The organism is Dermatophilus congolensis (genome assembly GCF_900447215.1).
Taxonomy (GTDB): domain Bacteria; phylum Actinomycetota; class Actinomycetes; order Actinomycetales; family Dermatophilaceae; genus Dermatophilus; species Dermatophilus congolensis_A.
Genome location: NZ_UFYA01000001.1, coordinates 1 through 13229, shown reverse-complemented (window position 1 = coordinate 13229; position 13229 = coordinate 1). Strand labels below are relative to the sequence as shown.

General features: G+C 58.3%; 13 protein-coding genes. 3 read left to right on the top strand and 10 right to left on the bottom strand.

Features of this window, described 5'->3' with window-relative positions:
- Window positions 1-40: 40 nt before the first annotated feature.
- From DXZ77_RS00065 to DXZ77_RS00035, 7 genes are all read right to left on the bottom strand, one after another.
- Window positions 41-313: a glutaredoxin family protein gene (locus tag DXZ77_RS00065; RefSeq protein ID WP_028327585.1), complete on the bottom strand. Its 273-nt coding sequence runs from the start codon at window positions 311-313 to the stop codon at window positions 41-43.
- A gap of 174 nt (window positions 314-487) precedes the next feature.
- Window positions 488-586 (bottom strand): 30S ribosomal protein bS22, encoded by a 99-nt coding sequence (locus tag DXZ77_RS00060; RefSeq protein WP_003792170.1) that lies wholly within the window; start codon window positions 584-586, stop codon window positions 488-490.
- A gap of 662 nt (window positions 587-1248) precedes the next feature.
- Complete coding sequence (locus DXZ77_RS12750; protein WP_442778417.1) at window positions 1249-1308, bottom strand: hypothetical protein; 60 nt, start codon at window positions 1306-1308, stop codon at window positions 1249-1251.
- A gap of 144 nt (window positions 1309-1452) precedes the next feature.
- The gene (locus DXZ77_RS00050; RefSeq protein WP_115028963.1) at window positions 1453-1974 is read right to left on the bottom strand and encodes a GNAT family N-acetyltransferase; all 522 of its coding nucleotides are present in this window, start codon (window positions 1972-1974) and stop codon (window positions 1453-1455) included.
- 265 nt (window positions 1975-2239) lie between these two features.
- Window positions 2240-3076, bottom strand: a complete 837-nt coding sequence (gene proC / locus DXZ77_RS00045) for a pyrroline-5-carboxylate reductase (RefSeq protein WP_181815968.1) — start codon at window positions 3074-3076, stop codon at window positions 2240-2242.
- 39 nt (window positions 3077-3115) lie between these two features.
- Window positions 3116-4093 (bottom strand): proline dehydrogenase family protein, encoded by a 978-nt coding sequence (locus DXZ77_RS00040; RefSeq protein ID WP_115028959.1) that lies wholly within the window; start codon window positions 4091-4093, stop codon window positions 3116-3118.
- A gap of 52 nt (window positions 4094-4145) precedes the next feature.
- Window positions 4146-4979 (bottom strand): sugar phosphate isomerase/epimerase family protein, encoded by an 834-nt coding sequence (locus DXZ77_RS00035; RefSeq protein ID WP_258553045.1) that lies wholly within the window; start codon window positions 4977-4979, stop codon window positions 4146-4148.
- A gap of 108 nt (window positions 4980-5087) precedes the next feature.
- Between DXZ77_RS00035 and radA the strand changes: the two genes are divergently transcribed.
- From radA to DXZ77_RS00020, 3 genes are all read left to right on the top strand, one after another.
- Entirely contained in the window at window positions 5088-6692 is a 1605-nt protein-coding gene (gene radA / locus DXZ77_RS00030; RefSeq protein ID WP_115028957.1) for a DNA repair protein RadA, read from the top strand.
- Window positions 6693-6819: 127 nt separating this feature from the next.
- Window positions 6820-7869: a DNA integrity scanning diadenylate cyclase DisA gene (disA, locus tag DXZ77_RS00025; RefSeq protein ID WP_115032310.1), complete on the top strand. Its 1050-nt coding sequence runs from the start codon at window positions 6820-6822 to the stop codon at window positions 7867-7869.
- Window positions 7870-7931: 62 nt separating this feature from the next.
- A complete protein-coding gene (locus DXZ77_RS00020; protein ID WP_115032308.1) occupies window positions 7932-8786 on the top strand; it encodes an iron-sulfur binding domain-containing protein in 855 nt (284 codons plus the stop codon).
- A gap of 90 nt (window positions 8787-8876) precedes the next feature.
- On the opposite strand, the gene DXZ77_RS00015 is transcribed toward DXZ77_RS00020, so the two are convergent.
- From DXZ77_RS00015 to DXZ77_RS00005, 3 genes are all read right to left on the bottom strand, one after another.
- Window positions 8877-11474: an ATP-dependent Clp protease ATP-binding subunit gene (locus tag DXZ77_RS00015; RefSeq protein ID WP_220181567.1), complete on the bottom strand. Its 2598-nt coding sequence runs from the start codon at window positions 11472-11474 to the stop codon at window positions 8877-8879.
- 308 nt (window positions 11475-11782) lie between these two features.
- The gene (locus tag DXZ77_RS00010) at window positions 11783-12811 is read right to left on the bottom strand and encodes a bile acid:sodium symporter family protein (RefSeq protein WP_115028955.1); all 1029 of its coding nucleotides are present in this window, start codon (window positions 12809-12811) and stop codon (window positions 11783-11785) included.
- Window positions 12812-12939: 128 nt separating this feature from the next.
- Window positions 12940-13229: histone-like nucleoid-structuring protein Lsr2 (locus tag DXZ77_RS00005; protein WP_147279118.1), on the bottom strand; the 290-nt coding region annotated here is incomplete at its 5' end.

Sequence of the window (13229 nt, the reverse complement as noted above, 5' to 3'; positions counted from 1 at the left end):
TTGCTTGATCGGCGATTCGGAGAGAGTGAGGACATACCGTTCAGTTTTGGCTGTTTTGTTGCATACGTTCGGTTAACTCTGCACGCAAACGTGATTCGCTCACTCGCCAGTAGTCGTGTGGCTCACCGTCGATGTATGTGACAGGGATCTGCTCCCACAAGATGGGGTCTGGGTCAGTCATGTCGGGGAGAGACTTTTCCTCGAAACCAACGGAGAGTTGGTCAGCGACTCGGGTCACGACATCACGGGCCAGGTCACACAGGTGGCATCCAGGCTTAGTGATCAGGGTGATCGTCGGCACATGCGAATCCATGCCTAAAACTCTAGTGCCGCTGCAGCTGCTCCACGGCATCAGCCTGTGTGGTTGAGTTTTTTGCGCAGTGACCGGGTGGCGTCATGGGCACAGGAACGGGGCCGACCGGCACATCCGGTGACCCCGTGCGGACACGTTGTCCGGGAGACATCGTGTCGCCCCCCGGACTCGGTGTCACTTCTTGTTGCGACGCTGGTGACGCGTCTTACGAAGCAGCTTGCGGTGCTTCTTCTTGGCCATGCGCTTGCGGCGCTTCTTGATCACAGATCCCATGGGGACACCTCAATCATCGTTGTCGGAGCGGCCGGTACGGGATCTCGTGCATTACGAGCCTCGTCACGTCCACTACATTCGGCCGACCATTCGATTCGGCATTCGGCTCGAATCCACAGCTCGTGCTGCGGCGTTCAGCTGCGTGAAGGTGACGGCTCGGCAATCCGTGAGGTGCACGTTCCGCTACATCAGCAGCCCCCGAGGCGGGTGCGAACCGGGGCCGGGCAGTTGACGGTCTGGGCAATCCTACTCCGGGCGCATGCCTGTACCCAAAGCCAGTTGACCGCTGCGTGTGGCCATGCTGATGGAGCGGCTGCGCTGATCAGTCATACCAAGCATCCAGACCGTGATAACTGAACACGGCCTCCCGGGCTGCCATGACAGCGGTATCAAGGCTATCGCCGCGGTCGCATCCATCTTCCCAAGAACGGAAAGTCAGCTAGTCGGGATAGCAATAGCCACATCAATAGGGCGATGCGCCGCAATGGCCACAAGATGACTCCACGTGCGAGAACTACAGAAACAGGCTGGTATCCCCTCTTCTCCCAATGCGCCCCACGCCCTTCGCACAGCTCGTGGGCCAAGTCATGCAACTGAGTCTTCACGGCACGTTGAGCATCAACATCGACATAAGCAACACGTGTGGCCCCTGCCTGCAGAAGCTAGTCAATAGCCATGACTGCACCGTTATATACACAGAATCCAACGGCTCGATCACGCATCGCATGGTGAAGACCACCGGTGAAGTTCACTGCGTGATCCACATGACACTCACGCGTGCGTCTCCCATGCGGGCATGGCTACGTGAGCTGACCTCCTTACGCGGTACATCGACAGGTCTACCGCCAAAAGCCCCCTGCGCAGACTTAGCGTTCCAAAGCCAGGCTCAACGCAATCTCTTCGGAGCTTGCCTCTTGCGAAGCTTCTTCACCGGCGCTGTGCACTCGCATTGGGCGGCGGTACTCAGTAGGGCGGAACCCGAAACTGCTCGCGAAGGCTACTCCTCGGGCATTTTCGGTGCCTACCCAATACAGCAGCTGCCCGCGCTCATGGGCGGTAGCCACCTGAGCTGCTTCCTGGACCAGTCGAGATGCGAGCCCCGTTCCTCGCAGATCTGCAGCTACCCACAGCCCGAACACCTCTGAGGCGTTTTCGAATAGGTCGTCACTGAGACGAACTGAGGCAATCCCAACAGGGCGCCCATCTTGTTCAGCAACTAACCGCGAGGAACGCTTCACCCGGTCTTTCCATAACTGATCATCGACTGCGGCCTCGTCCTCATATTTGGCCGCGAATCCTTCTGGTGATTCTTTGAGAGCACGCAGGCGGCCCTCGCGGTACACCTGCCAGTCATCTTCACCCAGAATACGAATGGAAATATCGGTCATGTGTGTGAAGGCCTTTCTGCTCGGGGCACGTGGCCCGCATCCCGCCCGTGAAGCAGGGGGCCACGCACGAGATCTTCGTGCCCGTCTTTCCCATCGACCGCTCACGGAAGGTGCACAGACCCATTTGCCATGAGATTAACAGCGCACCGTCACGACTTTGCCTGGGTAAGAGGTATCGGCCTCAGCATTAGAACGAACACTGCACAAACGCCGAGTAAACACCCCGTAGCCAACGAAAAGCATTGAATACCAGTATTTTTAATGGTTAACCCAGTTCTCGAGAACGGTCACGGCAGGCAACCATGCCATCAAGAACAGCCGACTCGAACCCCCCACGAGACATCTGCGCCAACGCCGCTGCTGTCGTACCTCCAGGCGAAGTGACCTGCTCCCGAAGTTCTCCTGGGCGCACCCCAGACTCAGCCAGCATCAATGCCGCCCCTTGAGCTGTAGCCACAGCCAACGTGGTGGCATCGGCACGTGTCAACCCCAACAACACGCCACCATCAACCATTGTCTCCACCAAGCGATACACATACGCCGGTCCCGAACCACTGACTGCAGTAACAGCCTCGATGTACTGCTCCTGCACTTCAACGAAAGTGCCCACTGCCCCAAACAGAGCACGCACTCGCTCCATCTGCTTTTCATCAACATGGGCTCCTGGCGTCAGGGATGCTGCCCCTGCGCGAAGCAAGGCTGGCGAGTTGGGCATCACCCTTACCACCGCAACACCGTCGGGCAGTGCCTGAGCCATGGTGTCCAACGAAACCCCGGCCGCCACACTCACCACCACAGCGTCGTCATGCAAGGACGACCCAATCTCACCCAACACTTCGGTGACCTGCGCAGGTTTAACCCCGATGAGCACCACGTCTGCGTCTTTGACCGCATCGCAGTTCTCACCAGCTACTTTCACACCGAAGCTCTCCCACTCTTCTTTGGTCTGCTCAGAACGGGTGCTGACCACCACGTTCTGCCGCTCAAGCCCTTCTGAGATCGCACCTTTAACGATTGCGCCTGCCATCGTGCCTGCACCAATTGCTGCCAGCTTCGTGATGGCTTCTGCAACAGCACTGGAGTTGTTTGTGCTCTGTCCCATCTGCACTCCTTTGTCTCGACCGGTCTCATCCTTCATCGCTTATCGCTTTCCTCGCGCTTTGGCACGCCGAGCAGCTTTGGTAGGTCGAAACAAAGCCAAAAATTGCCCCGGCTGGTCGGCGACTCTGCCCATCAGGTAGGGGTACCAGTCTCGCCCGAACGGCACGAGCACCCGCATGCGGTCACCTCGGTCAGCGATCGTGGCTTCGACAATCGGGCGAGTCCCCATCCGTAGGTGGTATTCGAATGTTCCTGCTTGTCGTTCCCCTGCGGCTACTAGAGCTTCGGAAATCTCCACCACACGACGATCTGCAGCCGAGACAGAAAACGCTGCAGAGCTTCGCATCAATTCTGTTAAAGAGCGCACATACGCCAGGTCAGTGTCGCGAGCGCCGTGGGTTTCGTCCTCGCCGCCGCGGGCTTCATCGGTTCCGTAGGAAAGTCGGACGCGGCATTGGCTATCAATACGTTCTAGAACGTCTCGTTCGGTGCGTTTACGCATCGACCACAGTTCTACTCCTGTGTCGGGGTAGTCCTGTCGGAGGGCGTCGGTGAATGAGAGGGTGTCGCTGGCGGGCAGGCCTGGTTCGCTTTCGATGAGGACGCGGGCGCCTATTTCTGTGGCGGTGTGTGTGATTTTGTGGGCGTGTTCGAGAGCGAGTTCGTGTCCGTTGTTGGGTAGGCGTGCGCCGAGGGCTCCGGGGCGGATGGCGATTTCGATGCGTTCTTCGACGTTGTAGCCAGCTTGTACAGTGCGTCGCAGGGCTTTGCGTAGCCGTTTGCGGTGGGTGCGGGCTTGTGTTGTGTCCAGTGGGTCCGGGGCTAGGTGGCTGATGGTGACGTATCGCCCGCGGGCAAGGAGCTCGCCGGTGGCGTTGAGGGCGTCGGTGGCGGTTTCGCCAGCGACGAATTTGGATACGAGGTGGGAGTTGACCGATCTGGTCTCCACGAAGGTTCGGAATCTCGGGTCGTGGGCCATGCGCAGCAGCATGGTTGCGGGGCTGACATCGTTTTTCACCAAGCGGAACCTCTCGCGCAGTCAGGCGACGTCGGCGGGTGGGTCGCCAATGTCAGTCTTGCAGACCGTTGCGTTGTGCGCCGCGGCGTAAGTGGGTACGGGCGAATTCGACTGTTTCTCTGAGGTCTTTTTCGCGCTGGGCATCGGTGGCTTTGCGGGTGCTTACTTCGGTGGCGATAACGCCGTCCCAGCCAGTTTGGCCAAGGTCGGCGAGAAAGTCGGCGATGGGCATGTTGCCTCGGCCAGGGACGAGGTGTTCGTCCATGAATGATCCGGTGCCGTCGCCCAGGTGGATGTGATGTAGACGGGTGCCGAGTTGTTTTTTCATTGCCATGACGTCGTCGTGGGCGATTGCCGCATGTGAGAAGTCGAGGGTGACGTGGGCATACTCGAAGTCGACGGGGTTCCATCCGGGCCGGTAGACCTGCATCCAGACTGATCCGGCTCGCCAGGGGAACATGTTTTCTACGGCGAGGATGGCCCCGGTGCTCGCTTCGCGGGCGGCGACTCCTTCGGCGAATTCGCGGGCGTATTCGCGTTGCCAGCGAAATGGTGGGTGTAGGACGACGGTGTTGGTGCCGACGGCGTGGGCTAGGTCGATAGAGCGGTCAATTTTTTCCCAGGGGTCGTTTGTTCCCCATACGCGTTGGGATACCAACAGGGTGGGTGCGTGGATGGACAGGATGGGGGTGTTGTATTTGTCGGCCAGGGAGGTGAGTGTGTCGGGGTTTTGTGTTGCTGGGTCTCCTAGCACCATCACTTCAACGCCGTCGTACCCGGTGCGTGCGGCCATTTCGAACCCGTCTTGGAGTTTTTTTGGGTAGACGGAGGAGGTACCGAGGGTGACTTTCGGTATCTGTGGGGGCGTCAATTGCTCCTGGCTCACGTTTCCACTGTAGTGAGGGTGCTTGTGCGTTCCGAGTAGTGAGGCATACGTGTGGTGGCCGGTTGCGCTAAAGCTGCGTTGTCGGTGGGGGCGCCTAGGGTGGCTGCCATGGTGGTTGGTAAGGAAAGCGGTAAGCGCGGTAAGGGTGAGAAGTCGACGTGGCGTTGTACTGAATGTGGCTGGTCGACGGCCAAGTGGGTGGGGCGCTGTGCGCGCTGTCAGGAGTGGGGAACGGTGGCAGAGGTGGAGTCCTCGGGGGCTGCGCGGACGGTAGCGGCTCATGTTGTTGCCCCTGCTGCTCCGATCACGAGTGTCGATGTCACTCCTGCTGATGCTCGCCCGACTGGGGTGTTTGAGTTTGATCGGGTGTTGGGTGGTGGGTTGGTTAGTGACGCGGTGGTGTTGCTTGCTGGAGAGCCAGGGATTGGGAAGTCGACGTTGTCCTTGGATGCAGCTGGGCGTGCAGCGCGATCGGGGTTGCGGGTGTTGTATGTCTCGGGTGAGGAGTCGGCTGCTCAGGTTGCGACGAGGGCGCGGCGTATCGGGGCTGATCATGAGAATTTGTTGCTTGCTTCTGAGGGTGATTTGGGCACTGTGCTGGGGCATATTGAGGCAGCTTCACCGCAGTTGCTTGTCGTGGATTCTGTGCAGACTTTGGCTAGTGCGCAGGTTGATGGTTCGCCGGGGAATGTGGCTCAGGTGAGGGAGGTAACGGCTGCGCTGGTTCAGACTGCGAAGTCGGGTGGGTTTGCTTCGATTTTGGTCGGGCATGTGACTAAGGACGGGACGATCGCTGGGCCGCGGGTGTTGGAGCACCTTGTGGATGTGGTTCTGCATTTTGAAGGTGAGCGTGGGTCTCGGTTGCGGATGATCCGGGCGGTGAAGAACCGGTTTGGCCCTACGGATGAGGTGGGGTGTTTTGATTTGTCGGAGTCTGGGATTGAGGGGTTGTCTGATCCGAGTGGGTTGTTTTTGTCTTCGCGGGATGTGGTGGTTCCTGGCACTGCGGTGAGTGTGACGTTGGAGGGTCGGCGTCCGCTGGTGGTGGAGGTGCAGGCGTTGTTGGCACGCACTAAGGCAGCTATGCCTAGGCGCACTACTTCTGGGTTGGATTCTTCGCGGGTGTCGATGATTTTGGCTGTGTTGGAGCGTCATGCGCATGTGCCGATGAGTGATTGTGACTGTTATGTGTCGACTGTGGGTGGGGTTCGTATTGCTGAGCCTGCGTCGGATTTGTCAGTTGCGATTGCGGTGACTGGCTCGGTGGTGGATAGGCCGATCGCGTCGGGGTTGTTGGCCTTGGGTGAAGTGGGGTTGGCTGGTGATGTGCGCCGTGTCAGTGGTGTGCAGAAACGCCTGACGGAGGCGGCTCGGCTGGGGTTTACGCACGCGATCGTGCCGCATGGTTCGATCGATATTGCTGATGTGCCTCAAGGGATGCACGTAGCTCGAGTGAGCACTGTTGCTGAGGCGATTGATGCTGCTTTGGGGTTGCCCGGTGGTGGGCATCGAAAGTCTGAGAGCCGGGGGGCTAGGCGCGGGGTTAGGCGTGATCGTTCAGGGCCGGGTGGGCATTCTGAGGCGGAGAGTGTTGAGGTTCGTGGGGGGCCGCGGCCGCTGGCGGATGTGCCTGGGCTTACCGGAACGCATGATCAAACGGCGCGTCTAGACAGTCCTGAGGGACTGGCGAGCAGTGAAACACCGGGCACGTAGACTGCAGGGGACCAACAGCGGCGGTGAATGTCACGGCAAGTGCTGACGCTCACGTCGCATACCAGTCCCACAGTGGTGGACCCACTGCCGAAGGGTGATTTTCGTGAGTCTGGACCCCACCGAGTTAATGCGGAGCACTCTGGCAAAAGTCGCGCCTGGCACTGAGCTACGCGATGGCATCGAGCGAATTATTCGGGGCCGTACAGGGGCTCTAGTGGTGCTCGGCCATGACGAGGTGGTGGAGTCGATCGCTTCAGGCGGTTTCCCCTTGGACATCCCTTTTTCTGCTACTCGTTTACGTGAGCTGGCAAAGATGGACGGGGCCGTCATCATTGATCCGGAGTCGAACCGGATCACGCGTGCTGCCACCCAGCTCGTCCCTGACGCCAGTATCGAAACAAGCGAATCAGGTACACGGCACAGGACGGCTGAGCGAGTTTCTAAGCAGACGGGCTTCCCTGTCGTGTCCGTCAGCCAGTCGATGCAACTGGCTGCCGTGTATGTCAACGGTGCCCGACACGTTTTGGAAGGGTCAGCGGCGATCATTTCGAAAGCAAATCAGGCTGTTCAAACCCTTGAGCGATACAAGAATCGCTTCGACGAAGTGGCGGGCTCGCTTTCGGCGCTGGAAGTCGAAGACATGGTGACTGTCCGGGATGTGGCGATGGTGCTGCAGCGCGTGGAGATGTTAGGCCGGATCGCTGCGGAAATATCTGGCTACGTCAATGAGCTGGGTACTGACGGGCGGTTGTTAACGCTACAGCTGGAAGAAATGTCGGCAGGGATGGACCGTGAACGTGACAACGTCGTCCGGGACTATATCGCTGAAGAAACCGACCGTGACGTGGATTCAGTCATGGCCGAAATGAGCATCCTGAACGCTACAGAATTATTGAATTTGTCGAACGCAGCAGCTGCGTTGGGGTATTCAGGCCTTCCTGAGCGCCTGGATGATCCGGTACGGCCGCGTGGTTACCGCATGCTGTATAAGATTCCCCGGATCCCGCGACTCATCACTGATCGCCTCGTAGAACATTTCGGAGCCTTGCAGCCGATGCTGTCCGCGACCGTAGATGACCTGCAGGCAGTTGACGGGATTGGTGAGGCGCGAGCCCGCACAGTGCGGGAAGGCCTATCGCGATTGACTGAATCGAGCGTGCTGGAGCGTTACGTGTGAGTGCAGCTGTCATCACTGAACCGGTATGTCCTGACCGGCTCGTGAGTGTTCATGACGCTGTCATGAACTGGTTTGACGAAAATGGTCGCCCCCTACCCTGGCGTGATCCCAACTGTTCGCCGTGGGGTATTTATCTTTCCGAAGTAATGAGTCATCAGACTCCCGTCGCGCGGGTGGAGCCTGTCTGGCGTCACTGGCTCAACCGTTGGCCTGAGCCTGCCGCACTGGCTGCTGAGCCTTCAGGTGAAGCGGTCCGAGAGTGGGGGCGTCTTGGCTACCCGCGCCGGGCACTGCGGCTACATGAGTCGGCAGGAGTGATGGTAGACCACTATGACGGTCAGGTTCCCGGCACGTATGAGGATCTGCTCGCATTACCTGGGGTGGGGCCTTACACGGCGGCAGCTGTTGCCGCTTTCGCGTTCGGGCAACGCACTACTGTTTTAGATATCAATATCCGCCGAGTTCAGGCTCGTCTTTTCCGCGGTATGCCTTTGCAAGACCCTTCGCTGACTCGATACGAGTCGACGTTGGCAGCGCAGCTAGTGCCAGAAGAAGCAAACGCAAGTGTGCGCTGGAACGCGGCTGTGATGGAGTTGGGCGCGCTGGTATGCACTGCGCGTTCTCCGCGCTGCCAGGTCTGTCCTGTACGCGCAGAATGCGCGTGGGTAGCTCAGGGCTGTCCTGCATATGACGGTCCCGCTCGACGCACACAAGCCTGGGAGGGCACGGACCGGCAAGTGCGTGGCCGGATCGTGGCGTTGTTACGTGCCAGCACTGCTCCAGTGGATGCCGAAGAGATCATTTCGGTGTGGGCGGACACAGCTCAGCGTGAGCGCTGTTTGGAAAGTCTTCTCGTTGATGGGCTCGTGCAGCGTGTCGGGTCACAAGACCACCCCGCTTACCAGCTTCCTACGTAGACAGCCACTGACCGCTGTGGGCATGGCAACGGCTGGGGTCGGTTGTGGCAAAGAACGCCGCAACCGACCCCAGCCGTTGCCATACGTGATTTAGCTCTGTGCCGCTGAGGCTTCACCCGTTCCGTCGCTGCCATCTGAACGAGGCACATCTGTGCCCGAGTCGGCATTGTCAGAGGAGTCTGCACCCTCGGTAGAAGCGATCAGCTCATCTACCTCTTTGCGGTAAGTGCCAGTGAACGACAACTTCTCGTCTTCACCCTCACCTTCGGTGTCGATCGTGACAACCTCGCCTGCGCCGACTTCACCGAACAGGATCTTCTCGGACAAGACATCTTCGATGTTGCGTTGGATCGCACGGCGCAGCGGGCGCGCACCGAGCACGGGGTCGTAGCCACGCTTGGCCAGCCAACGCTTGGCGGCATCGGTGAGTTCTAGACCCATGTCTTTGTCTTTCAACCGCTCATCGACTCGAGCGATCATCAGATCAACGATCTGAACGATTTCTTCCTCGTTCAGCTGCGGGAACACGATGATGTCATCCACGCGGTTAAGGAATTCGGGACGGAAGTTCTGCTTCAGTTCGTCCTGAACCTTGACCTTCATCCGCTCGTAGTTGGATGTGTTGTCGTCGACCTGAGCGAAACCGAGGCTGACAGCCTTGCTGATGTCCCGGGTACCCAAGTTGGTTGTCATGATGATGACGGTGTTCTTGAAGTCCACGACGCGGCCTTGCGCATCGGTCAAGCGGCCATCTTCCAAAATCTGCAGAAGGCTGTTGAAGATGTCCGGGTGGGCTTTCTCCACCTCATCGAACAAAACCACCGAGAACGGTTTGCGCCGCACCTTTTCGGTGAGCTGGCCGCCCTCTTCGTAACCGACGTATCCGGGCGGGGAACCAAACAGACGCGACACGGTGTGTTTCTCAGCGAATTCGGACATGTCCAGGGTGATGAGGGAGTCCTCTTCACCGAATAGGAACTCCGCCAGTGTCTTGGCCAGTTCGGTCTTACCGACACCGGTGGGGCCAGCGAAGATGAATGAACCGGAGGGACGGCGCGGATCTTTCAGGCCAGCGCGGGTACGGCGGATCGACTGTGACAAGGCTTTGATCGCGTCATCCATGCCCACGATCCGCTTGTGCAGCTCTTCTTCCATGCGCAGCAGGCGGCTGGATTCCTCTTCGGTGAGTTTGAAGACAGGAATGCCTGTCGAGGCAGCGAGTACCTCAGCAATCAGTTCTTCGTTCACCTCGGCGACGACATCCATATCGCCGTTCTTCCATTCGGTTTCGCGTTTTTCTTTCGCTTCGATGAGCTGACGTTCGTCATCGCGCAGCGAAGCTGCTTTCTCGAAGTCTTGCCCATCGATTGCGGCTTCTTTTTCACGCCGCACATGTGCGATCTTCTCGTCGAACTCGCGCAGGTCCGGCGGTGCAGTCATCCGCTTGATCCGCAGGCGTGCACCTGCCTCATCGATAAGGTCGATCGCTTTGTCCGGCAGGTAGCGGTCGTTGATGTACCGATCTGCCATTGTGGCAGCCGAGACTAGCGCTGCATCTGTAATGGAAACGCGGTGGTGCGCTTCGTACCGGTCACGCAGGCCTTTAAGAATCTCGATCGTGTGAGCCAGCGACGGCTCGGCCACCTGAATCGGCTGGAAACGGCGTTCCAGTGCCGGGTCTTTCTCAATGTGCTTGCGGTACTCATCCAGGGTCGTTGCACCGATGGTTTGCAGCTCCCCACGAGCCAGCATCGGCTTGAGAATGCTGGCTGCATCGATCGCGCCTTCGGCCGCGCCAGCTCCAACAAGTGTGTGGATCTCATCAATGAACAGGATGATGTCGCCACGCGTCTTGATCTCTTTGAGGACTTTTTTCAGTCGCTCTTCGAAGTCACCGCGGTACCGCGAGCCAGCCACCAGAGCACCCAAGTCCAGGGTGTAAATATGCTTGTCTTTCAACGTTTCTGGGACTTCACCGCGCACGATGTCTTGCGCCAGCCCCTCAACCACAGCTGTCTTTCCAACGCCGGGCTCACCAATGAGGATTGGGTTGTTCTTAGTGCGGCGGGAGAGCACCTGCATAACCCGCTCGATCTCTTTAGCCCGGCCGATGACTGGGTCAAGTTTGTTTTCACGCGCGGCCTGGGTGAGGTTCCTACCGAACTGGTCCAGCACGAGCGAACCTGCAGGGGTGCCTTCGGCCTGTCCACTAGCTCCAGCACCTACGCCAGCGCCAGCTGTTTCTTTGCCTTGGTAGCCAGAAAGCAGCTGGATCACGGTCTGGCGGACCTTGTTCAGGTCTGCGCCGAGCTTGACCAAAACCTGTGCCGCGACACCTTCGCCTTCACGGATCAACCCGAGCAGGATGTGCTCGGTCCCGATGTAGTTGTGGCCAAGCTGCAGCGCCTCACGCAGCGACAGTTCGAGGACCTTCTTAGCGCGCGGAGTGAATGGGATGTGCCCGCTGGGCGCCTGAGTGCCCTGGCCGATGATTTCCTGCACCTGCTCACGCACTGCATCCAGCGAGATGCCGAGGCTCTCCAATGCCTTAGCGGCGACACCCTCGCCCTCATGAATGAGACCAAGGAGGATGTGCTCGGTCCCGATGTAGTTGTGGTTAAGCATCCGCGCTTCTTCTTGCGCGAGCACCACCACACGACGGGCCCGATCCGTGAACCTCTCGAACATGTATTGCTCCCTCGCTGTCGAGTTCCCTCGATGCTATCCGTATAGACCGTCGCGATCAGTGACGTGTTTTGAGTGACGCAGAGGCGAACTCGCATCATCACCTCAAGGATGTCAAGTCCTCCGACGGTATTCGAAAAGAACAACAAGACACCCCAGTCAATTGTTCCCACCGAGCCAAAAACTTGAGTTGACCCGGCTCAATCCGCCACTTAACTCCCTTTCCTTCGCAGGTCACTTACAGCCACAGAACTCCTCACGACAGCATGGACACCGACACACCAGACGGTCAAAGCATGTTGTGGGCGTCCTCACCTCTGCCGTGACTCCACCAGCGAATGCCTGCGCGCCAACACCGCACACACCATCAACTGAGCCTGATGAAACAGCATGATCGGCAACACCATCAGCCCAACCGTCGCCCCGGGAAACAACACCAACGCCATCGGCACCCCTGTAGCCAACGACTTTTTCGTGCCACAAAACTGGATCGCAATGCGATCAGCCCGCTCAAACCCCAACACCCCCGAAAGCCACCACGTCAGCCATAAAACAAACGCCAACACAACCACCACCAACACCAGCAACACCACCAAATCCCCCACCGACACCCTCAACCACATCCGCTCGACCATGCCTCGCGAAAACGCTGAGTACACCACCGCAACGATGATGCCCTGATCCACTCGCTTCAACCAGGCATGGTTGCGCTTCAGCCATCCACTCACCCATGGCTGCACACACTGCCCCACCAAAAAGGGAACAAGAATATGCAAAACAAGATCGACAACCGATGACCCCGAGATCGTGAACCCACCTGCGCCACCCATGGTGATGACCACAAGCACCGGAGTAATAACCACCCCCAGAAGATTACTCAACGAGGCACTAACTACCGCCCCAGCAACATTTCCACCCGAAATAGATGTGAACGTGATCGACGACTGAACTGTCGAAGGAACAGCGCATAAAAACAACACTCCCGCCATCAGTTCCGGCGACAACATCCACGACTCCAACAAACGCAGAACCTGACCAATAACTGGAAAAACCACGAAAGTAAAACCCAGAATCGTCAGATGCAACTGCCAATGCCGAAAGCCCACCCACACCTCTTCACGAGACAACCTTCCGCCGTACATGAAGAACAACACAGCGATCGCTACTGTCGTTACATCATCAAAAACGAGTGCCGCCACACCAGAGATCGGTAATAGCGAAGCAAGCCCCACCGCACCCAAAATCGCAAGAACAAAACCGTCCACCGAAAACGAAAAAGCCCGGCGATGACTTCTCAAAGCATCAGAAGAATCCGCCTGATCTGCTCTGCGATTCACCATGCGAAACACCACCCAATCATTGACAACAACAATACGGAGGGGCGGACCCCACAAGGTCCGCCCCTCCGAAAAAAGCTATATCGATCACACAGAGCACCAAAACAGCGCTCTGAACGATCATTAAATAATCAGTTGTGAGCCCGATCGTAGGCTTCTTCAACCTCACGGGAAACACGCCCACGGTCAGAAACCTTGAACCCGTTTTCACGACCCCACTGACGAATCTCATTCAGGTCATTACGGCGTCCCGAACCTGAACCCGAACCAGGGGTACGACGACCCGCAACACGACGGCCACCAGCACGGCGTGCCTTCTCGACCCACTCCTGCAAGGAAGCACGCAGCTTCTCAGCATTTTCCTTGCTCAGGTCAATCTCGTACTGGACACCGTCCAGGCCGAACGACACAACCTCTTCAG

Bases quoted from the DNA above. Each gene is read 5' to 3' on its own strand.
- DXZ77_RS00065 (WP_028327585.1), bottom strand. From the start codon at position 313: ATGGATTCGCATGTGCCGACGATCACCCTGATCACTAAGCCTGGATGC.
- DXZ77_RS00060 (WP_003792170.1), bottom strand. From the start codon at position 586: ATGGGATCTGTGATCAAGAAGCGCCGCAAGCGCATGGCCAAGAAGAAG.
- DXZ77_RS00050 (WP_115028963.1), bottom strand. From the start codon at position 1,974: ATGACCGATATTTCCATTCGTATTCTGGGTGAAGATGACTGGCAGGTG.
- proC (WP_181815968.1), bottom strand. From the start codon at position 3,076: ATGGGACAGAGCACAAACAACTCCAGTGCTGTTGCAGAAGCCATCACG.
- radA (WP_115028957.1), top strand. From the start codon at position 5,088: ATGGTGGTTGGTAAGGAAAGCGGTAAGCGCGGTAAGGGTGAGAAGTCG.
- disA (WP_115032310.1), top strand. From the start codon at position 6,820: ATGCGGAGCACTCTGGCAAAAGTCGCGCCTGGCACTGAGCTACGCGAT.
- DXZ77_RS00020 (WP_115032308.1), top strand. From the start codon at position 7,932: ATGAACTGGTTTGACGAAAATGGTCGCCCCCTACCCTGGCGTGATCCC.
- DXZ77_RS00015 (WP_220181567.1), bottom strand. From the start codon at position 11,474: ATGTTCGAGAGGTTCACGGATCGGGCCCGTCGTGTGGTGGTGCTCGCG.
- DXZ77_RS00010 (WP_115028955.1), bottom strand. From the start codon at position 12,811: ATGGTGAATCGCAGAGCAGATCAGGCGGATTCTTCTGATGCTTTGAGA.